17 protein-coding genes and 1 pseudogene are annotated in these 19,766 nt (G+C 70.3%); 6 read left to right on the top strand and 12 right to left on the bottom strand.

The window, feature by feature from the left end; all coding sequences use genetic code 11:
• Positions 1-91: 91 nt before the first annotated feature.
• A complete protein-coding gene (locus ACIGXM_RS26120) occupies positions 92-1,042 on the bottom strand; it encodes a D-2-hydroxyacid dehydrogenase family protein (RefSeq protein WP_396564879.1) in 951 nt (316 codons plus the stop codon).
• Between the two features lie 256 nt (positions 1,043-1,298).
• Positions 1,299-2,207: an MBL fold metallo-hydrolase gene (locus tag ACIGXM_RS26115; protein WP_396564877.1), complete on the bottom strand. Its 909-nt coding sequence runs from the start codon at positions 2,205-2,207 to the stop codon at positions 1,299-1,301.
• A 643-nt stretch (positions 2,208-2,850) separates the two neighbouring features.
• Between ACIGXM_RS26115 and ACIGXM_RS26110 the strand changes: the two genes are divergently transcribed.
• Both ACIGXM_RS26110 and ACIGXM_RS26105 read left to right on the top strand, forming a co-directional pair.
• Positions 2,851-4,938 (top strand): SpoIIE family protein phosphatase, encoded by a 2,088-nt coding sequence (locus tag ACIGXM_RS26110; RefSeq protein WP_396564875.1) that lies wholly within the window; start codon positions 2,851-2,853, stop codon positions 4,936-4,938.
• Positions 4,939-5,296: 358 nt separating this feature from the next.
• Complete coding sequence (locus tag ACIGXM_RS26105; protein ID WP_396564873.1) at positions 5,297-5,749, top strand: hypothetical protein; 453 nt, start codon at positions 5,297-5,299, stop codon at positions 5,747-5,749.
• 129 nt (positions 5,750-5,878) lie between these two features.
• On the opposite strand, the gene ACIGXM_RS26100 is transcribed toward ACIGXM_RS26105, so the two are convergent.
• Entirely contained in the window at positions 5,879-6,850 is a 972-nt protein-coding gene (locus tag ACIGXM_RS26100; RefSeq protein ID WP_396564871.1) for a ribosome-inactivating family protein, read from the bottom strand.
• A 154-nt stretch (positions 6,851-7,004) separates the two neighbouring features.
• Here ACIGXM_RS26100 and ACIGXM_RS26095 point away from each other — a divergent pair, with 154 nt between their 5' ends.
• Positions 7,005-7,964 (top strand): LysR substrate-binding domain-containing protein, encoded by a 960-nt coding sequence (locus tag ACIGXM_RS26095; RefSeq protein ID WP_396564869.1) that lies wholly within the window; start codon positions 7,005-7,007, stop codon positions 7,962-7,964.
• 176 nt (positions 7,965-8,140) lie between these two features.
• On the top strand, positions 8,141-9,403 hold the full coding sequence (locus ACIGXM_RS26090; RefSeq protein ID WP_396564867.1) for a PucR family transcriptional regulator: 1,263 nt from the start codon (positions 8,141-8,143) through the stop codon (positions 9,401-9,403).
• 73 nt (positions 9,404-9,476) lie between these two features.
• On the opposite strand, the gene ACIGXM_RS26085 is transcribed toward ACIGXM_RS26090, so the two are convergent.
• On the bottom strand, positions 9,477-10,427 hold the full coding sequence (locus ACIGXM_RS26085) for a 3-hydroxyacyl-CoA dehydrogenase NAD-binding domain-containing protein (protein ID WP_396564865.1): 951 nt from the start codon (positions 10,425-10,427) through the stop codon (positions 9,477-9,479).
• Complete coding sequence (locus tag ACIGXM_RS26080) at positions 10,424-11,179, bottom strand: acetoacetate decarboxylase (RefSeq protein WP_396564863.1); 756 nt, start codon at positions 11,177-11,179, stop codon at positions 10,424-10,426. The genes ACIGXM_RS26085 and ACIGXM_RS26080 overlap by 4 nt, the downstream gene beginning before the upstream one ends.
• Positions 11,180-11,407: 228 nt before the next feature.
• Between ACIGXM_RS26080 and ACIGXM_RS26075 the strand changes: the two are divergent.
• Positions 11,408-12,003: pseudogene (locus ACIGXM_RS26075) on the top strand (IS5 family transposase); the annotation flags it as partial.
• Here ACIGXM_RS26075 and ACIGXM_RS26070 read toward each other — a convergent pair.
• The 3 genes from ACIGXM_RS26070 to ACIGXM_RS26060 are packed head-to-tail and all read right to left on the bottom strand — an operon-like array spanning position 11,984 to position 14,664.
• Complete coding sequence (locus tag ACIGXM_RS26070) at positions 11,984-13,240, bottom strand: multidrug effflux MFS transporter (RefSeq protein ID WP_396564862.1); 1,257 nt, start codon at positions 13,238-13,240, stop codon at positions 11,984-11,986. The pseudogene ACIGXM_RS26075 and the gene ACIGXM_RS26070 overlap by 20 nt on opposite strands.
• Before the next feature lie 3 nt (positions 13,241-13,243).
• Positions 13,244-13,888, bottom strand: a complete 645-nt coding sequence (locus ACIGXM_RS26065; protein WP_396564860.1) for an NAD(P)-dependent oxidoreductase — start codon at positions 13,886-13,888, stop codon at positions 13,244-13,246.
• Between the two features lie 23 nt (positions 13,889-13,911).
• A complete protein-coding gene (locus ACIGXM_RS26060) occupies positions 13,912-14,664 on the bottom strand; it encodes an MBL fold metallo-hydrolase (protein WP_396564858.1) in 753 nt (250 codons plus the stop codon).
• An 81-nt stretch (positions 14,665-14,745) separates the two neighbouring features.
• Here ACIGXM_RS26060 and ACIGXM_RS26055 point away from each other — a divergent pair, with 81 nt between their 5' ends.
• The gene (locus ACIGXM_RS26055) at positions 14,746-15,375 is read left to right on the top strand and encodes a helix-turn-helix domain-containing protein (protein ID WP_360268509.1); all 630 of its coding nucleotides are present in this window, start codon (positions 14,746-14,748) and stop codon (positions 15,373-15,375) included.
• A 61-nt stretch (positions 15,376-15,436) separates the two neighbouring features.
• On the opposite strand, the gene ACIGXM_RS26050 is transcribed toward ACIGXM_RS26055, so the two are convergent.
• The 4 genes from ACIGXM_RS26050 to ACIGXM_RS26035 are packed head-to-tail and all read right to left on the bottom strand — an operon-like array spanning position 15,437 to position 19,752.
• Positions 15,437-16,105, bottom strand: coding sequence for a recombinase family protein (locus ACIGXM_RS26050; RefSeq protein ID WP_148647146.1), 669 nt, complete (start codon positions 16,103-16,105; stop codon positions 15,437-15,439).
• Positions 16,106-16,114: 9 nt separating this feature from the next.
• Complete coding sequence (locus tag ACIGXM_RS26045; protein ID WP_396564855.1) at positions 16,115-16,771, bottom strand: hypothetical protein; 657 nt, start codon at positions 16,769-16,771, stop codon at positions 16,115-16,117.
• A complete protein-coding gene (locus ACIGXM_RS26040; RefSeq protein ID WP_396564854.1) occupies positions 16,768-16,917 on the bottom strand; it encodes a hypothetical protein in 150 nt (49 codons plus the stop codon). The genes ACIGXM_RS26045 and ACIGXM_RS26040 overlap by 4 nt, the downstream gene beginning before the upstream one ends.
• Positions 16,918-16,971: 54 nt before the next feature.
• The gene (locus ACIGXM_RS26035) at positions 16,972-19,752 is read right to left on the bottom strand and encodes a Tn3 family transposase (protein WP_396564852.1); all 2,781 of its coding nucleotides are present in this window, start codon (positions 19,750-19,752) and stop codon (positions 16,972-16,974) included.
• Positions 19,753-19,766: the final 14 nt, after the last annotated feature.

The following is a 19,766-nucleotide window of genomic DNA, read 5'->3' as shown; positions in this document are numbered from 1 at the left end:
TGAACGCACATTGACGATGTCGGCCATGCCTCAATGTATCGAGCGGTCAGTCACCATCGGGCCCAAAGGGCGAACGTTGCCTGATGCGGCACTAGGTGACGACGCGTATCGGTCGTCCCGCCTGGAAGGCGGCGATGTCCTCGACCGCGTCGCGGTAGAAGACCTCGTAGAGCTCGCGGGTCACGTAGCCGATGTGCGGGGTGAGCACGGTGTTCGGCAGCGTGCGCAGCGGATGGTCGGAGGGCAGCGGCTCGACGTCGTAGACGTCGAGCGCCGCGCACCTGATGGCCCGGCGCCGCAGGGTGTCCAGCAGGGCGTCCTGATCGATGATCGGCCCCCGCGAGGTGTTCACCAGGATCGCGGACGGCTTCATCGCGGCGAGCTCCGCGCCGCCGACCAGTCCTCTGGTGCGGCCGCTGAGCACCAGGTGCACCGACAGCACGTCCGCGTCGGCGAACAGCTCCTGTCTGGTCACTGCCGTCACCCCGTGCTCGGCCGCACGTTCGGGCGTGAGGTTCTGACTCCAGGCGATGGTGTCCATGCCGAACGCCTGGCCGATCCTGGCCACGTTGCTGCCCAGGTTCCCCAGTCCGAGAAGGCCGAGGGTCCTTCCGTGCAGCCCGGTGCCGACCGTGCGCTGCCAGCCGCCGTCCCGCACGGCACGGTCCTCGACCGGGAGGTTGCGTGCGGCGGCGAGGATCAACGCCCAGGTGAGCTCGGCGGTGGACGCCCCGAAGTATCCGGTGTTGGAGACCAGGACGCCCTGCCGCGTGGCGGCCGCCACATCGATCGCCACGTTCCGCGGGCCGGTGCTGACCAGCAGCCTCAGATCGGGCAGCCGGCACAGGACCTCGGCGGTGAACCACGTGCGCTCGCGCATCGCGACGACCACCTCGAAGCCGGCGAGCCTGCGGACCAGTTCGTCCGCGTCCGCGATGTGCTCGGTGAACACCTCGACCTCGGCGTCCAGACGGCCCCAGTCGGCGCACTCGAGGGCGACCCCCTGGTAGTCGTCGAGAATCGCGACCTTCACTGCGGTCATGCTACGGCGCTCCTCGTGGTGGGGCGAGTCGGGTGTTGGCGGGGTACGGGAGGCACGGCCGATCGCGCCCCCGCCGCCCGTTCCCGGGGGTGCCGGGCGGCGCGGACGCGCGACCGTCCGGGTGGCGCCCCGCGGGGTGACGAACTGTGCCTCCGTGCCTGTCCTGGTGTGCCTTCAGCCATCACGTGACTCCTGTCGGGGACGGTCCGGCGGTGGGGACCGAGCACGGCTCGGGCGGGCGCGCGGAAGGGCGCCGCTAGTCCATGAAGACGCTCCAGGCCACGGTGTTGAGGTTGTCGGCGAGGAAGATGTCGTTCCCCCCGAGGCGCTGGTCCCAGGACGCGGGCATGAGCTCTGTCGCGCGGGCGACCACCGCGTCGATCCAGACCTTGAGCCGCGCCTGCTTGTTGTCGTCCGGCACGCCGGCAGCGCTGGCAGCCTCCCTCAGGTCGACCTCGCGCAGCGCCTGGGTGGCGGCGGTGCGCAGGTCACGGAGGTATTCCCGGTTCGTCCGCACGTCCTCGGGAGTACCGAACAGGGCCATGTGCCCGGATACGACGGTCTCGAAGTCGTACTCCAGCATCCGGTCCATGGCCTCGAAGTAGGTGGGCACGTGGGGGGTGAAGAGCAGCCGGAAGAACGGCGCGTTCCTGACGGTGAAGCTGTCGATCGCCGTCAGGACCTTCTGTTCCGGCAGGTGGATGAAGAGGTTGCCCGGCTGGTGCCAGTCCCCCGTGTACTCGAGGATGATCCGCTCACCGTCGACGCTCAGCTCCTTCCTCCCCCCGGGGAAGGTCTCGTTGGGCAGCGGACGCCTGTCGTCGCGTGCCTCCTGGATGAACCGGGCGGTGAGCTCGTGGGCGATGATCCGCAGGCCGTCCCGGGCCAACAGGTGGGCGGAGCCGATGTGGTCGGCGTGCGCGTGGCTGTAGATGAGGTGGGTGATCGGCTTCGGGGTGACCTCCCCGATGCCGACCAGCAGCGCTTCGCCCAGGTCCGGAGGGGCGTCCACCACCACGACGCCCTTCCTGGTCACCAGGAACATGGTGTTGACCATTCCGCTGGTGATTCCGTAGGCGCCGCCGCCCAGCTCCGTGACGTGGTAGCCGGACTCGGGGATCTCCGGCCCCAGGGCGAAATCGGGTACAGGTGCGAACTCCGCCATCGCTGCCTCCTCCGCACTCCGACCGTCGGCAGTACCGGTTCTGCCGACGGAGCACCTACGGCGCCGCCACACGAGCCATCGTGGCACTCTTCCACCGGCGCCGCTTCCGGTTCCTCCGCATGCGCGGCGGTACTCGCCCCCGGACCGTGGTACGGCCGTACTGCGGTCGCAGCAGGTCCACCCCGTCCTTGGCCACGGCGACGAGCCGCGACCGGCCGAGTGGGCTCCCTGCGAGGGCTGTCGGGGTCGCGGACATCTTCACCGGCCCCTCCTGTCTCGCCGTCGTCGACCCCGTCGCCTGGACCCTCGACGCCGCCGACCGTGCCACTCCGGGCGGGCGGATGCGATCCGTGACCGTCCTGCCGCGGCGGACGGCCGGGAGAGCGCGACGGGGGGGTGAACGGCCGAGCACACCTTCTCGGCCTTCGCGACCGAGAAGGTGACCGCACCCGCCTCCTCCCCGATCCCCGCTCCGAGCGGACGCGGAGGGGTGCGGAGTACTGTGAGCACGAGGGGGGTTTGTCCGCTATGTCGCCTCTGTCGTGGCAGGTGCGGGACCGTGACCCAGGAGCGAGCAGGAGGCGAAGTGGCGTCCACCGCAGCCGAAACCGGAGGCCCTTCCCAGCGCCCGGAGCTGAGCCTTGTGACCGCTCCGCGCGACACGCTGCAGGGCACGGAGGTACTGGCGCTGGCGCTCAAGGCCACCGAGTGCCTGGGGGGCCGGGGTGCCTTCCTGCACTGGTGCGATCCCGCCGCCCACCGGCTGCGCCTTGTCGCGGCCACCGGTCCGGCCGCGGAGAGCGCCGAGGTCTGGCGGGATCTCTCCGATGAGCAGGACGTGGCCCCCGTACGCGCCCTGCGGCGCGGTGGCTACGCCTGGGTGAGCGGGGACAGTCTGGGCGTCGGGGCGGCCGGCACCGCGTCCGTGCCGCTCCTCGGTGCCGAAGGTCCGATCGGTGTACTGTCCGTGATCACGGCGGGGGCCGGCCCGCCGGAAGAAGTGCAGCGGTCCTTCCTTCTCTCGGTAGCTGGATGGGCCGCTTCGCGCCTGGCGGAGCTGCCCGGCACGCCACCCGCTCCCCGTTCCGTGGCCGGCTCGGAGCGGACGGTCCGGATGGGCAAGCTGACCGCCGCGCTCGCCGAGGCCGTCACCTCCCGGGAGGTCGTGCGGGCCGTCGCGGAGCACGTCCTGCCCCCGTTCGGCGCCGACGGGCTCATAGTCTGGGTGTTCGAAAGCGGCCGGCAGCACGTGGTCGACTCGGCCGGGTACACGCGGGAACTCCTCGACCTGCTCGACGGCCTCGCCGTCACCGACTACCCGGTGGCCGCCGACGTGTTCGGGGCCTGCGCTCCCCAGTTCATCGAATCGGCCGCAGAGTACTGCCAACGCTATCCGACGCTGGCACACATACCGGCGAAGGCCCGGAAGAACGCGTGGGCGTTCCTGCCCATGATCGCCTCCGGGCACGCCATCGGCATGTGCCTGGTGGCCTTCACCCGGCAGCGCTCCTTCACCGACGAGGAGCGCACGCTGCTGACCGCCTTGAGCGGTCTGGTCGGCCAGTCGTTGGAGCGGGCCCGCTTGTACGACGTGGAGCACGCCCGGGCGCAGGAGCTGCAGAGTTCCTTGCTGCCCCAGACGCTGCCCCGCCTGCCCGCCGTCCGCGCCGCCGCACGCTACCTGCCCGCGGGCCGGGGCGAGCAGGTCGGTGGCGACTGGTACGACGTGATCCCGCTGTCCGCCGACCGGGTCGCCATGGTGATCGGCGACGTCATGGGACACGGCATCCACGAAGCGGCCACCATGGGCCAGCTGCGCACCACGGTACGCACCCTCGCCGACCTGGACATCCCCCCTGACGAGCTGCTCAGCCGTCTCAACGACCTGGTCGGCGACCTGGGCGAGGACTGCTACGCGACCTGCCTGTACACCGTCTTCGACCCGACCACCCGGGTGTGCTCGTTCGCCCTGGCCGGCCATCCCCCGCCGGTCGTCGTCCACCCCGATGGCGGCGTCCACCAGCCCGACCTGACCGCCGACCCGCCACTGGGGGCCGCCGAGCCACCGTTCGAAACGCACCAGATACACCTGCCCGAGGAGAGCCTGCTGGTCCTGTGCACCGACGGGCTCGTCGAATCCGCCACCCAGTTCATCGACCAAGGACTGGCCCGGCTGCGGCAGGTCCTCTCCCAGCAGGCGGCACCCGCCTTCACGGCGACGGACGAGGACGACGACCTCCAGCGCCTGGACGCCCTGTGCGACACCGTCGTCTCGGCCCTGCTGCCCGACCACGGCCGGACGCACGACGACGCGGCCCTGCTGATCGCCCACACCCGGGCCACCGACGCCCGCGATGTCGCCTCCTGCGTGCTCCCGGAGGATCCCCGCGCGGCCGGACAGGCCCGCGCATACGTCCGCAACCAGCTGGCAGCCTGGGGACTGGACGATCTGGCGACCACCACCGAGCTACTGGCCAGCGAGCTGGTCGGCAACGTGATCCGGCATGCCAAGGGCCCCGCCCACCTGCGCCTCCTCCGCAGCAGCTCCTTGACCTGTGAGGTCTACGACGGCAGCCTCAGCACCCCCCGCATCCGCCACGCCGCCTACACCGACGAGGGCGGTCGGGGACTCCAGCTCGTCGCCGCCCTCTCCAAGCGCTGGGGCGCCCGCTACCACCGCGACGGCAAGTGCATCTGGACCGAACAGGACATCCCGCGCCGCGCCGCCTGACGGCATCCTGGCCGCATCCGTGTCGCCGGACCGGGCGCGGTTCGCCGATCGCGCCCGGGAGCCGGACCCCAACCTCCGGAGCTGCCACCGGTCGGAGGTTCCGGCAGCCCCCGACATCCGGCGGAGGCGAGGGCAAGAACGCGTCAAGATCCGGAGTCCGCGCGTACGGAATGCGTCAAGATAGCCTGCAGCGGCAACCAGGTGGACCGGAACAACCGTCAGAGTCATGGAGATCGTTGATCCAGAACTCCGGCAGCGCGTCCTGTCGGCCCTGGGGTGCGGCACCATCGCAGGACGACGTCCCGCAGGCGCACCGTCCGCGACCGCGTCCGACCGACCATCACATGGGGGAACGTTCATGGCACAGCTGCTCATCGAAGAGAACTTCCAGCACCTCGACGGCCAGGACGTGGAGTCGCTGATCGAGGCGCTCGCCGAGCTCGGCCTCAGCGCGGAGCCCACTCAGCCCCGCACGGGGTCCCGGAACGGCGACTGGGCGCTCGTCCTGCACTGGCTCAGGGACGACATCGGGCGGATCACCGAGGACGCTGTGGCGGCAGCGCTCGTCATGGCCGTGACGGAGGTCCTGGGGCAGGTGCACCCGGTCGGGCCCGGCGGGACCAGCGTGCGGGGCCGCACGCTGCCGGTCCGCATCGACATCCGCGGGCGCTCGGGGGAACTGATCAAGTCCGTCGCGATGCCGGGTGCGGCGGCGAAGCCGGCGGCTGCGCCGTGGTGGCACGGACGGCACACGGCGGCCGCCGACGGCGCGCCGCGCCTGGTCACGTCGGTTCCCGTGACCGAGGCGTAGCGGCGGCCGACGAAGGCAGAACTACGTCCCGGAGACCGGCACCGGCCAGGCGGTGTCGGTCGGTCGTTCCGCCGGCTGTGTCGCCCGGCTTCGCCGTCGGCCTCGACCCGGGTCGGGCGGATGGGGGTTTCAGATCTCCGAGGTCGCCCAGTTGCCGTTGGTGTAGGGGATTCCGCTGACGGCCAGCATCAGCGCGAGGTAGCGTGCGGCATCTCCCCAACTGTAGAGCGTGCCAATGCCGTTGACCGACAGTGGCGGGGTTCCCGGGTTCTGGGTGATCAGTTGGCCCCAGTGCGACATCGCGTCCCAGGAGTTCTCCAGGTACTGCTGCTCGATCGGCAGCCCGTTGTAGACGGTTCCACTGTTGCCCATGACGGCCGACATGACGCCGAAGACGTCCCAGAACCGGGCCGACTCGGAGGTGTACTGGATCATGAGCATCAGGGAGCGGGCGGTGTTCTGCTGGTTGTTGCCGTAGGGGTTGGTCTGCTGCAGCAGGTTCAGGTAGGAGTACCACAGGTCGGTCCAGGAGATCGGCATGGACTCCCGACCGCGTCCGGCCGCCTGGGTCATGGAGTTGTAGTTGCTGCCGAAGGCCAGGGACTGACCACCGCCGTACTGGTTCCAGATCGAGCTCAGGTACGGGATGAAGCCCATCGGATTGCCGTAGGCGTTGTTCGGGCCCCAACCGCCGTAGGCGGTGTCGGAGAAGCCGTAGGTGATGCCGTTGCCCGCGGTGTAGCCCAGGACGTACATGTTCTGCGCCGCGATCCACAGCGTGAGCGTCCCGTCGGAGGTGCTGAGGGTGACCTGGACGAGTCCGTAGGGGTTGTACTGGGTCTGTTCGGTCGAGCCCCGGAAGGGGTGCCCGGAGGCGTTGCGCAGACTCTGGATGAAGCCGGTGTACTGGCTCTGGGCGGTGGGGCCGGTGCCGATCAGGTTGAGGTAGACGTGCGTGATCTGCCAGTCCGGCGTGTCGGCCCTGGCGCGTTCGGCGCCGACGGAGAGGGATCCGGTGAGCGCGGCCAGCGCCACGATCAAGGCCAGTACCAGCCTGCGCACTCGCCCGGGGCGCGTGCCGGCTGCCGTGGATGTCGTCACAGCGTGTTCCGTTCTACTCGAGCGGAGGTGCCCGCGGTGTACGCGTCGACTGAGCAACCCCCATCATTGAGGGTTCAACTAGTGACGCCCAGTCAACTCGTGGGCCCACCCGGTGTCCAAGACCTCTCGCCCGTGCCAGTGATAGCTTCCAGCTATGGATCTCGAGCCGCGCCTGCTCCGGTACTTCCTGGCCGTCGCCCAAGACCTCCACTTCGGCCGCGCCGCCGCGCGCCTGCACATCTCCCAGCCCTCGTTGAGCAACCAGATCCAGAACCTCGAACGCACGCTCCGCACCGACCTGTTCGTACGCACCAGCCGCAAGGTCGAACTCACCCCCGCGGGCCGGGCGCTGTGCGAGGAGGCGCCCTTGGCGCTCGCCGCGCTCGAGCGCGCCGCCGAGCGCACCCGCCTCGCCGGCGCCGGAGCCGGCGGGACGGTAAGGCTCGGCTACGCCCCGATGGCCGGGTACGGGACCCTGGGCGCGGTCCTGGCCCGCGTCGAGTACGACAGCCCGAACGTCACCGTCGTCGCCAGCGAGCACTTCAGCTCCGAGCTCCCCGGCCTCGTGCTCGCCGGCGACCTCGACGTCGGCATCGCCCTGTTCCCCGAGCCCATGAGGGGAGTGACCGGCACGCCGCTGCGACTGGAGTCGCTCGCGCTGCTGCTCGGCACGGACCATCCCCTGGCGGACACGGACCCCGTTCCGGTCAGCAGCCTCAGGAACGAGACGGTGCTGCTGTTCCCCCGCGAACTCGCACCCGGATACTACGACCGCGTCGTCGCCGCCTGCGAGCGCTCCGGCTTCCGACCCCGCATCCGGGCCTTCCCCGACCCGCCTCCCCGGGCGATGGTCGCCCGCCTGCGCGCGAGCCGCGAAGTCGGCCTGCCGCCCGCCTCGTTCGCCCACCACACCGCCGCCGCCGACCCCGGCTACGCGGCGCGCCGGGTCGTCGAGCCGGAGATCCACGTGGAGTGGTCGATCCTCCGGTCCGCGCGCACCCGGTCCGCCGCCGTCGCGCGATTCCTCGAAAGCGCTCGACGATGCGCGCAGGGGCACGGGTGGCTGCCGCCCGCACACACCACCACCAGCGCCGACACCCGGGCCCCGAACTGATCGCCCCCGTAGCGATCCGCGCTGCGCCGGCCGGGGTCCGCGGGACGCGTTCGCCGCCGGCCCCCGCACGGCCGGCGGCGAGCACGCGTGAGGCGCCCGAACGGTGGCCGCGGGCGGGTACGGACGCCGGGCTGGGCCGCCGTGTCGTTCCGGCGTCAGCCGGGTAGCGTTGTGTCGTGGACACGGGGCTTCCCGAGGTCGGGAAAACACTTTCCGTGGTGGCGGCGAACGTAGGGTCACGACTCCCCGACGTCAGCCGCGACATAGGGGAGCACGTGCTCGCCGAAATCCCGAAGCTCAGGGGCGACGAGCCCGTCCTCCAACTCCTGCGCGCGAGTGTCGCGGAGAATGTCGCAACGCTGCTGCACGTTCTCGAGAACGACATACCCCTGGACAATGTCGAAGGGCCCACGGCGGCTCTGGAGTACGCCAGGAGGCTGGCGCAGGGGGGTGTTCCCGTCAGTGCGCTGGTTCGGGCCTACCGGATCGGGCACTGGCGCTTCCTGCAGTGGTGTCTGGAGGAACTCCACGGTCAGGGGGTCGAGGAGGATCTCTCCGCCGCGACCGTCTGGCGCATGTTGACGGTGAGTTTCGGCTACATCGACCAGGTGACCGAACACGTCACCGAGCTCTACCAACTGGAGCGGGATCGCTGGTTGTTGAGCCGGACCGCGGGGCGCGCCGCGCGGGTGCGGGAGATCCTCGCCGAGCAGGAGGCCGACCTCGACTGGGCCGAGTCGGCGCTCGGTTACCGGCTCGGGCAGCTGCACCTCGGGCTGGTGGCCTGGCTGCCCGTGCTGACGCACGACGGCGGGGGGTTGGCCCGGCTCGACCGGCTCACCAGTGCCATCGCCGAAGAGATGAACTGTTCCGCCAGACCGTTGTTCATCCCTCGTGATGAGGCGTCGTGTTGGGCCTGGTTGCCGTTCGGCTCGGACGGCGAGGTCTCCTACGAACGGTTGTGTGGCGTGGTCGAGGACGGCGACCCGTCCACGTACGTCTGCGCCGGGCGGGTGGAGCCCGGTGTGGAGGGATTCCGCTGGACGCACCGGCAGGCGCTGCGCGCACAGGAGCTGGCCGCCGCGTCGAGTTCGGGGGCCCGGTTCACCGCCTACTCCCGTGTCGCTCCGATCGCCCTGATGTGTACGAACATCGACGACATGCGGATCTGGGTACGGAGCGTGCTCGGTCTGCTGGCCGTCGATGACGAGCCCTGCGCACGGTTGCGGGAGACCGTGCGGATCTTCCTGGACACCGGTTGCAGCTACACCGCCACGGCGAGCCGACAGATCCTGCACAAGAACACCGTGCAGTACCGCATCCGGAAGGCCGAGGAGGCCATCGGGCACACGGTCCATGAACAGCGCACCGATCTCGAGGTGGCGCTGCTCGCCGTGCAGTACCTCGGGCCGGCGCTCCTGACCCCCTCACGCTCCTGACCCCCTGATCTGACCTCCTGATCAGATGGCACCCGACTCCCTCCTGGGACAGCACCCGGTGCCTTCCGCCGGGTCAGCCCCCGCCGAGGGCGCGCATGACCCTGAGCTGTGCCTCGTCCCGCGCGCTCTCCAGTTCCTCGATGGTCGCGCCGAAGTCTGCTTGTCCGGAGAGGAGTTCGATGGTCGCCCCGTCGAGTGTCGGGGCACCGAGATCGCGCCACAGGTCTTCCAGGGCAGGGCCCAGGTGTTGCAGGAAGTGCGGCAGGCCGCCGGGCCCGCCGCCGAGGTGGAAGCTGAGGAAGGGGCCGGCGACGGCCCAGCGCAGGCCGAGGGAGGAGGTGACGATGTCGTCGAGTTCCCGCTCGGTCACCACGCCTTCGTGGACCAGGTTGACCGCCTCGCGGAAGAACGCGGCCTGCAGCCGGTTCGCGACGAATCCGGGCACCTCCTTGTGCAGCACCTGCGGCTTCTTGCCGAGGGCGGTGTAGAAGGCGACAGCGCGCGCCACGGTGTCCGGATCGGTCCGCTCGCCGGGGACCACCTCGACCAGCGGGACGAGGTGCGGCGGATTGAACGGATGGCCGATGACGAGCCGTCCCGGTTCCTTCATCGCCCGGGCCATCGCGGTGGCGCGAATGCCGGAGGTGGAGCTGAGCAGCAGGGTGTTCGGGTGCGCGGCCTGCTCGATCCGGGCGAAGAGGTCCTGTTTGAAGTCCAGGCGCTCCGGGCCGTTCTCCTGGACCACGTCGGCGTCCGCGAGCGCCCGACCGAGGTCGGCCTCGAAGCGCAGGGCACGGTCGAGATCGGCGGTGGGCAGGCCGAGTGCCCGTAGTGCCGGGAGGGCTTCCCGCAGTTGCTCGCGCGTGCGCTGGGCCACGTCGGGGAGCGGGTCGTTGACGGTGACGGTCAGGCCGTTGGCGAGGAACAGGGCGGTCCACGACGCTCCGATGACTCCGGCGCCGATGACGGTGACGTGCTGGAAGTCGTCCATGGTGCCGTCGGTGGCGGCGGGAGTGCCGTTCATGATGATTCCTGGTGTGCTGCCGTGAGGTAGTCGTGGACGACTTCGGGGGGCGGCAGGGTGAGGTCGGTCAGGACGTGGCCGGCGGAGAGGACCTCCAGGACGGGAAGGTCCGCCAGCGGCGCCAGGGCGTGCTGGAAGAGCTGCAGACGGGCAGGTCCGGTCCAGGCGCCCTTCACGGTGATGTCCTCGATCTGGAAGCGGACCAGTTCGCAGATGCGCGGCCGGCCGGTGTACCCGGGCAGGATCTTCAGCATGAACGTGGGACGGCAGATCTCCTCTCGTGCCCGGTCGGTGTCGAGCGGGGCGTGCTTGTAGCCCATGGTGGCGGTGGCGACGCGCAGGGAGCCGTAGTCGAGGGTGCCGACCAGGGTGTCGGAGTCGACGGTCAGACCCGGGGCGCCGAGCTTCTTCGGGTAGGCACTGATCTCGCGGCCGCTGGCGATGGCCGGCAGGCTGTCCACGTACATCGCCATGACGTACTCGCCGCGTTCGCCCCGGTACTCCACGGACAGCACCTGGCCGGACTCGGCGTAGTCACCCAGGCCGGTGGTGTCGGGCATCCGCATGACCTCGAAGCGCACCGTCGGCTCGGCGACCCGCAGGGGCGCGGGGACGAGGCGTTCCAGTGCTCGCTGGTCGGTGCGGTAGACGATGGTGAAGTACTCCCGGTCGGTGAACCGGTACGGGCCGCGGGGGTAGGCGGGAGCGTCCAGCGGGGTGGTGAGCTGTTGCGTCACGTCTTGGGTGCGCATGGTGTGACCTGGGATCTCGTCGGGGGCGGTGGGCCGGCTGTGCCCGGTGGCCCGGCGCTGGTCCGCCGCCGGTGCGGAAAGCCACCGGGACGGGGCCCGGGATCAGGCCCCGGTGTCCTATCCCTGACCCACAGTGCAAAGTAGCTGAGACTGATCATGGCTCCGGGGTGGCCGACGACGTCGCCCGCCTAGGCAGTGTCTCTCCGATCATCTGCTCGTTAGCTTTGTATGACTGGTCGCGGTGATCTGACGGACGCTGAGTGGGCTCGCCTGGAGCCGCTTCTACCGGTGAGCAATGGACGTTGTGGCAGGTGGCGGGATCACCGGCAGGTGATCAACGGGGTTCTACACCGGGTGCGAACCGGAGTGCAGTGGCGTGACCTGCCCGAGAGGTTCGGTCCGTGGAAGACCGTGCACAAGAGGCACCTGCAATGGTCGGCAGACGGCACCTGGGAGCGACCCTTGCAGCAGGTCCAGGCCGTCGCAGACGCCGAGGGATCCATCGACTGGGATGTCTCGGTTGACTCCACGGTGATGCGCGCCCATCAGCACGCCGCCGGCGCCCGCAAGGCTGCCCCGCCGCAGGTCGCCTCAAAGGGGGCGACCGTGACGGAACATCAGATCGATCCGGCGTGGACAGGCCTGGCAGGCCATCTGGAGGAGGTGGTGCTCCAGGTGAGGGCCTGGGCCGCTCGCGCGGCGGCTTCACCACCAAGGTCCACCTGAGCGCGGATGGCCGTTGCCGCCCGCTGTCGCTGCTGGTCACACCCGGACAGCGGGCGGACTGCACCCAGTTCGAGCCGGTCATGGAGAAGATCCGCGTGGGTGCCGGCGCGGTCGCCGGTGCCCGGCAGGTCCTTGGCGAGCCGGCCTGCGAGTGCGCTCACCGGGCATCGACCGGGTGAGGACGCCGAGTGTGAGCAGAGCGAGCGCCGGCAGCACGGCGACGATGATTCCCATCGGCAAGGCGTCGGTGGCGCCACCCGCGCCGGCCAGCGGAGCAAGTACCCCGCCGAACATGAACTGGCTGAAGCCGAGCAGAGCGGCGGCCGACCCGGCGTGTCCGCCGTGGTCGGCCAGGGCCTGGGCCGCGGCGTTCGGCATGACCAGGCCCACGCTGGAGACCAGGACGAACAGGCCGATCAGGAGCACGGGCAGGGGTGCCCGTGTCAGCACCGCGCCCAGGACCGTGGTGCCACCGGCTGTCGCGCCCAGCAGACCGGCGAGCAGCAGCACGCGGGCGCCGGCCCGGGCCACCAGCCGGCCGCTGATCTGGGCGGCCGCAATGAGTCCGGCGGCGTTGACGGCGAACACGGCGCTGTACTGCTGCGGTGACAGGCCGTGGATTTCCTGCAGGACGAACGGCGAGCCGGAGATGTAGGCGAACATCGCCGCGAAGACCAGGCCGTTGGCCAGGACGTACCCGGTGAAGACCCGGTCGCTGAGCAGCTGCCCGACGACAGCCAGCAGCGGCTGGCGTGACGCGGAGGGCCGGGTCTCCGGCAGTCCTGCGGCGGAGGCCGCCAGCATCACGGCGCCGAGTACGGCCAGGGCCACGAAGATTCCAGGCCAGGCCGTGACGCGCAGTAGCTGGCCGCCGAGGACCGGCGCGAACACCGGCGCCAGGCCGGTGATCAAGGTCAGTGCGGAGAAGAGACGTGCGGTGCGGGTTCCGGAGGTGCGGTCGCGGACCATGGCGTTGGCGATGACGATGCCGAACGCCCCGCCGATGCCCTGGACCAGGCGTAGGCCGACGAAGGTCCGGACGTCGGGTGCCACCGCGCAGAGCGCGCTGGCGATCGTGTAGAGGGCGAGGCCCGCCAGCAACGGACGCCGCCGGCCGTAGGTGTCGCTCAGCGGCCCGGCGATCAGCTGCCCGATGGCCAGCCCGGCCAGACAGGCGGTGATGGTGAGCTGGGTGGCCGCGGCGCTGGCGCGCAGGTCGCCGGCGAGGTCCGGCAGTCCGGGCAGGTAGCCGTCGATGGACAGTGGTCCCAGGGCCACGAGCGCTGCGAGCAGGACGATGACTCGGGTGTGCCGGCCGGCGGCGTCGTTGCTCATGGCTCAGTACGCCACGGTGATGCGGCGGCGGATCGCGGTGCCGCTCTCGATCGTGTCGGCCAAGGCGATCGCGTAGTCGGCGTACGAGATGCGGCTGTTGCCGTCGTCGTCGGTGAGCAGGGTGTCCCCGGCGCTGCGGTAGGCCCCGGTCCGCTCGCCCGCTCCGATGACCGCGGCGGGCGACACGCACGTCCAGTCGAGGTCGTGCACGCCGCGGTAGAGGTCGAGCGCTTCGGACTGGGCCTCGGCGTTGGCCTTCCACAGCGCGGGGAAGTCCGGGTCGTCCATGACCCGGGCGCCGGTCGGCGTGCGCAGGCTACCGGCGCCGCCGATGGTGACCAGGCGGGTGACGCCGGCTCGGCGGAGTCCGTCGATCAGCGCACGGGCGGCACCGACGATCGTGGCGCGGTCGTTCTCCTGGCCGATCCGGGGGCCGACGGCCGACAGTACGGCGTCGTGGGAGGCGGCGAGGCCGGCGACCGCGGCGGCGTCTGTGACGTCACCGGTGGTCACGGTCAGGGCCTTGTGCTTGAGTCCGTCAACGTGGCCGGCTCGGGTGACCGCGGTGACGGTGTGGCCGCGACGCAGGAGTTCCTCGGTGGTGGGCCGGCCGATGTTGCCGCTGGCACCGAACAGGACGATCTTCATGTGTTGCTCCTTGTTTCTGATGGTCACAGGACGGGCTGGCCGTCGGCGATGATGGCCGCGGTGATGCCGCGCTCGGCGGCGGCGTGCCGGAAGCGCTGCTCGATGTCGGGTTGTTCGGTGTAGAACGGCGGGTTGTGGAACAGGCCGTAGTGCATGGCGCAGACGGTGCCGGCGCCGAGTGCGACGGCGGCCTCGACGCCCTGCTCGGGGGTCATGGTCGCCGGGACGTTGGCCGCGTAGCCCTCGAAGTGGGCGATGACGCCGTTGACCGGGACGAACGCGACGTCGAACGGGCCGTGTTCGCGGGCGATCTGCCACCAGCTGCCGTGCCACTGGGTGTCGCCGCAGTGGATGACCCGCTGGCCGGCGCCTTCGACGACCCAGGCGACCTGGTCACAGTCGTTGCCGCGCCAGTCCAGCGAGGTCACCGGGGTGACGGTCAGCGCTCCGATGCGGCGTGACTGGCCCAGGTCCTGGGCAACGGGGGTGATGCCCACCTCGTGCAGCGCCGCCGCGCTCGGGGTGTGGCAGCCGATCGTGCCGGTGGCCGCGATCCGGGCAATCAGGTCGTGGTCGTAGTGGTCGGGGTGCAGGTGGGTGATGAGGGCGTGGGTGCCGGGCGGGGTATCGACCGGGTCGACCGGCCGGTGCGGCGGTCCCATCACCGGCGCCAGCGGAGCGACGTTCTCGAGCGGGTCGATCAGCAGGCGGGTGTCGCCGAGACGGATCTCGACGCCGGCCCAGGCCAGCCGACGCACGGAAAGGGTGGGGGTCATGGGCAGCGACGCTAGACCGACGTTGTTGAGAAAGTCAACAAGAGAGTTTTGAATCTCAACACCACGATGTAGGGTGGTGTCATGCGCACCTACGGGCAGTACTGCGGCATCGCGAAAGCACTGGACACCATCGGCGACCGATGGACCCTGCTGATCGTCCGTGAACTGCTCGCCCTGGGTCCGTGCCGGCACACCGACCTGCGCAATGGGCTGCCCGGGATCGCCAGCAACCTGCTGGTCGACCGGCTCCGCGAACTCGAGGAAGCCGGCCTGATCCACCGCGAGGCCGCCCCGCCGCCGGTGGCCACCACCCTGTTCTCCCTCACCGAGCGTGGCCGCGCGCTGGAGCCGGTGCTGCAGGAGCTGAGCCGGTGGGGCGTGCCGCTGTTGCGTGAGCCGGGCGGCAGCGACACCTTCCGCACCCACTGGCTGGACATGCCCGCCCGGGCACTGACCGACCACCGCCCCGACCAGCCCGCAATCGCCCTGCAACTGCACGCCGACGGCAACGAAGACCTGGTCATCGAAGTCAAGGACGGCTCGGTGCACACCCACGCCGGCCGGGTCGACCACCCCACCGCGTCCCTGACCGGACCGCCGCACCTGCTGGCCGCGACCCTGCTCGGCGACCTCGATCTGAGCGCCGCAGTACAGCAAGGCCTGCGGCTCAGCGGCGAACACGAGGCAGTACTGCGCATCCTGCCCCGCTGATCCGGGTGTGAGTAGTTGCCGTACAGAAAGTGCCGCTGAGATTGATCTTGCTCGTGCTGGGCTACTTCGCGGGGGCTTCGAGCTGGCGGGGGCCGGCGCCCGCGCGCAGTTCGCGTAGGTCGGGGATGTGGTTGTACAGGGTGCCCGGGGAGACGCCGAGCAGCTTGGCGATCGAGGTGATGGAGCGGCCGGGGTCGGGCAGCAGGTCGCGTGCGGCCCGGATGACTTCCTCGGTGGCGACTGTGGGGCGTCCGCCGACGCGGCCCCGGGCGCGGGCTGCGGCCAGGCCCTCGTTGGTGCCGATGACGATGAGTTCGCGGATGAACTCCGCGAGGGCGGCGAAGACGTGGAAGACGAGCCGGCCGCCGGGGGTGGTGGTGTCCAGGTTCTCGTGCAGCGAGGTGAAGCCGATCCCGCGCTCGCGCAGCTCGGCGACCATGTTGATGAGGTCCTGGAGGCTGCGGCCATAGCGGTCAAGCGAGGGGACCACGAGGGTGTCGCCGGGGTCGAGGAAGGCGTGGCACGCCTTCAGCTCGGGGCGCAGCGCGTTCTTGCCGGACTTCTTGTCCGCGAAGATCTTCCGGCACCCGGCGGCGGTGAGCGCGTCGATCTGCCGTTCGAGCTTCTGTCCGCCGGTGGAGACTCGGGCGTATCCGATCTTGATTTCGGTGCGGACGAGCGGTTCGGCGACGAGAAGGTCCGGCCCGTCGGCCGGTTCGAGGGCGGTCATGACCCCGGATCATGTCAGAAAACGGTGGTCCGGAGTTGTTGAATAATCCTGGTTTTTGAAGGGGTTTTTGAAGGCCCTGAACGGTCTGGGCGGCCCCGCAGGGTGATCTTCAGAAAACGAACGCTTCTTGAAGGCCCGGAGGGGCGGGACGGCGTCACGCGACGCTGTACGGGCGCGGCCGACCGCCGATCGCCTCGGTCGTCTGGGCGGCGTGTCGAGCATGTTCTGCACCCGCTTGCGGCTGAAGACGGCGAGGAGCAGGGCCAGGGTGTAGACGGCGAGGGTGTGGATGCGGTCGCGGACGTCCATGACGTCGATGACCTCCTGCATCTTCGCTTCGCCCCGGGCGAGGCGGCGGGCGGCGGTGGTGACCGCGAACTCGTGCTCGGCGGGTGCGAAGCGGGCCACAGTGTCGACCTCCCGCACGAGGGTGATCGGGTTGTGCGGGCGCCCGGTGTCCCGCAGAACCCCGCGGGTGTCGTTGTAGAAGTTCGCGACCACGCACCTGGCGAACTCCAGCTGGTCGTCCTCCAGGTGCGCGAGGTGTTCAACGATCGCAGCGCGGTCGCGTGCGGCGTAGGCCCGCAACAGATCGTGGGCCCGCCACGCGGCCTCGTTCATCCGGGGGGGGGCGGTGAGGTCCTGAAAGTCGTGGATCTGGCTCATCGCGTCTCCGTGGTCGTACGGGCGGGAGTGTCCGCCGGGGTGCGGGGGCGGGGCACGGCGGCGGCCGACACCAGGTCGAGCCGCTTGTCCATGTCCAGGCGGAAGGTGCCGTAGGGGTTGATGTTCGACCAGAACAGCGCCGTCAAGCCGCACCGGTCCTCGGCGCTCAGCTTGTTCGCCCACTTCGGCTCGGCCAGGACCTACTGGAGCAGCAGGGTGTTGACGTGCACGAGGCTGGACTGGAGCAGGTGCAGGGCGAGCATTGAGGTCTCGGCGTGCTCTTTGTCGGGGCCGGTCAGGGCTCCGTCCTTGCCGTAGTGGAGCACGGTGTTCGCGCTGTTCCAGTTCTCTACGACCTGGAGCCCGCCGTGGATCTCCCGGCGCAGGCCGGGGCTGGCGAGGTAGTCACAGGCGAAGACCGTACGAACTGCGCGGCCGAGTTCTTCGAGGGCTGCGTAGGTGGGGTGCTTGGGGCCGCCGCGGGTGAAGCGCCGCAGCACCTGTTCCGCCTCCGCCGTGCCGAGCCGGAGCGCGGTGGCGTACTTGACCATCTGGTCGTACTGCTGCTCGATCAGCTCCCAGCGGATCGGCCGGGTCAGCGAGCCGCCGAGCGCCGGCCAGCCCGGCGGGGCGTCGTCCGGGCGGTACAGGCGGATGCTGCCGATGTTCTTCAGCCTCGGCAGCAGCCTGAAGTTCAGCAGCTCGGTGAAGGCGAACCCGACCACCGAGGCGCCGTGGATGTCGACGTACTGGGACTCGATCTCGGCGTCCGTGCAGTGCCGCAGCAGGCCCTCGATCATCGCCGCAACCTCGGACGACGAACAGGACTTCAGCTGGGAGTAGATGCAGACGTTCTTCTTCTCGACGTGCCAGTAGATCATCACGCCGTTGCCGCCGTAGCGGGCGTGGTACTCGGTCATGAAGTTGCTGGACCAGGACCCGAACTTCTTCGAGTCCGACGCGCACGCGGTGCCCTGGCCCCACCAGTCGGCGTCGCGGGCCGCGAAGGTGCCGTTCACCAGCCGGGTGACGGCGGCGCGGAGGTTGTCGACGGTGATGAAGTGCCGGCGCACGTGGCGCAGGGCGGCTTCGGTCTCGCCGTGCTCGCCGGTCGCCACGATCGCCCGGATGCCCATATTGGTGCCCAGGGCGAACAGCGCGAGCAGCAGGCGCCGCTGGAGGGTCGCGCGGTCGATGCGCTCGTAGGCGGCGACCGAGGTGAACTCGTCGGTGAAGCCGGTGAGGAAGTCAGCGTTCTTCAGCACGTCCAGGAGGTCGAGCACGCCCCATCGTCGTACGACCTCGTCCTTGAGGGCCGCAAGTCCGGTGGGCTCGTCCAGCGGCTCCAGCTTGGGCACCGTGATCCACGGCTCGCCCTTGCGGGTGGTGACCTTCACCCCGCCCGCCGAGCCGTCCGCGAGCGCGGCCGACAGCCGGTCCAGGCCGTCCGTCATCCGCCGCTTCAGCCCGGCGATGAACTCCTTGGGGTCCTCGGGCTGCCGGATCGCGGCGTAGTGCACGGTGCGGGCCGACTCGAAGTCGCCGGGCAGGTCGTCCTCCGGGTCGCCCCACCGCCTGGCGCCCTTGATGTAGATCTCCCGGCGGCGGATCGCGTCCCGCAGTGCCACCAGGACGCACAGCTCGTACGGGATGCGCTCGACGCGGCTCTTGTCGTCGACGACCGCCTCGCGCCAGTCCTTGCGCACGACGTCGTCCAGCGGCACCACGTCGCCGGCGTCGTAGAAGCGGGTCTTGCCATCGACGTCGGCGTACCTGGCCAGCAGCGCGAGCGCGTCCATCACCGGCCGGTAGGCGGTGTTGTTGCACTGGAAGCCCAGCGTGTTCAGCAGCGGCGGCAGCATCTGCCGGTAGTACGAGCTGTACGAGGAGCGCAGGGTGGTGCGGACCTTGGCCTTGAAGACCTTCTCGTTCGCCTTCGCCTCGGCCACCAGCTCGCGCAGTGTCCTCTCCCCGACCACCGGGAACAGTGCCCGGCGTACGACCTCGTCGGGCTTGTCGACTGCGGCCGTCGCCAGCTTGAAGAGGATGCCCTCCTTGCCGCGGACCTTCTTCAACTCGGCGGTGAGCTGCTTCTCCACCCGCCGCTCGGCACGGGCGTTGATCTTGTGGACCAAGGCGACCAGCAGTTCCACCAGGGCATCGGTGATCTCACCCTGGCGGGACGCGCACAGCGCGGCCAGCAGCGTCGTCCGTACGTCCTCCCCCGCATCCCGGAAGTCCGAGGGGTACATCTTGATCGCCCGTGCCCGCCAGGCGGCCACCAGCTTCTCCGAGCAGTCCGCGAACAGTCCCTCCGGCAGACCCAGATGCCGGACGGCGGTCAGCTTGGTGATCTCCGTCAGGAGCGAGTCAAGCCCCACCGCGCCGGGGTCCCGCTTCAGCGCGGCCAGCAGCGCGGTGCCGTCCTCATTGCCCTCCGCCACCAGCTCCAGCAGGCGCCGGGCGCACACGTCACCCAGGCGTGCGACGGTCCTCGCGCAGAAGACCCGGTCCGCCCGCGCCCGCGCGGCGGCCACGATCCGCTCGATACGGCCCGGGGGCTCGATGCGGTCGCTGCGACACTGCACGAGCAGGGCCTCGCGCAGCCGGTCCTCGACCAGCTCGACGGGGCAGACCTCATCGGCGAGCCAGCCGGTCAGCCGTTCCTCGTCGGCGCGGGTCGACGGGCGGAAACCGAGGGCTTCACGGATCTGCGTACGGTGCCCCTTCGCGGACCGGGACGACAGGTCGTACTTCGCCAGGTCCCCTCCCGGCACCTTGACCACGTCGGCGACGTAGTCGACCGCGGCCGGGGGGAACTCCTCCAGGAACTGGGGGAACCGGCCCTCCAGCTCGAAATACTTCAGCATCAGGACGAAGCCGAGCCGGGTCGGGCCCGACTTGTTCGCGACCAGGTCCCAGTCACTCCCCACCGGCGTCCAACACGCCACCACGTCCTCGGGCGACCACTCCCGGCGCATGAACCCCTACCCTC

It is taken from the genome of Kitasatospora sp. NPDC052896, assembly GCF_044547075.1.
In the GTDB taxonomy this organism is placed as follows: Bacteria; Actinomycetota; Actinomycetes; order Streptomycetales; family Streptomycetaceae; genus Kitasatospora.
Note: the sequence above shows the minus strand (reverse complement) of the source record. Positions and strands in the feature narration are given on the sequence as shown.

Coding starts and splice junctions, on each gene's coding strand:
- ACIGXM_RS26120 (WP_396564879.1), bottom strand. CDS start 1,042: ATGACCGCAGTGAAGGTCGCGATTCTCGACGACTACCAGGGGGTCGCC.
- ACIGXM_RS26115 (WP_396564877.1), bottom strand. CDS start 2,207: ATGGCGGAGTTCGCACCTGTACCCGATTTCGCCCTGGGGCCGGAGATC.
- ACIGXM_RS26105 (WP_396564873.1), top strand. CDS start 5,297: ATGGCACAGCTGCTCATCGAAGAGAACTTCCAGCACCTCGACGGCCAG.
- ACIGXM_RS26095 (WP_396564869.1), top strand. CDS start 7,005: ATGGATCTCGAGCCGCGCCTGCTCCGGTACTTCCTGGCCGTCGCCCAA.
- ACIGXM_RS26085 (WP_396564865.1), bottom strand. CDS start 10,427: ATGAACGGCACTCCCGCCGCCACCGACGGCACCATGGACGACTTCCAG.
- ACIGXM_RS26080 (WP_396564863.1), bottom strand. CDS start 11,179: ATGCGCACCCAAGACGTGACGCAACAGCTCACCACCCCGCTGGACGCT.
- ACIGXM_RS26070 (WP_396564862.1), bottom strand. CDS start 13,240: ATGAGCAACGACGCCGCCGGCCGGCACACCCGAGTCATCGTCCTGCTC.
- ACIGXM_RS26065 (WP_396564860.1), bottom strand. CDS start 13,888: ATGAAGATCGTCCTGTTCGGTGCCAGCGGCAACATCGGCCGGCCCACC.
- ACIGXM_RS26060 (WP_396564858.1), bottom strand. CDS start 14,664: ATGACCCCCACCCTTTCCGTGCGTCGGCTGGCCTGGGCCGGCGTCGAG.
- ACIGXM_RS26055 (WP_360268509.1), top strand. CDS start 14,746: ATGCGCACCTACGGGCAGTACTGCGGCATCGCGAAAGCACTGGACACC.
- ACIGXM_RS26050 (WP_148647146.1), bottom strand. CDS start 16,105: ATGACCGCCCTCGAACCGGCCGACGGGCCGGACCTTCTCGTCGCCGAA.
- ACIGXM_RS26045 (WP_396564855.1), bottom strand. CDS start 16,771: ATGAGCCAGATCCACGACTTTCAGGACCTCACCGCCCCCCCCCGGATG.
- ACIGXM_RS26035 (WP_396564852.1), bottom strand. CDS start 19,752: ATGCGCCGGGAGTGGTCGCCCGAGGACGTGGTGGCGTGTTGGACGCCG.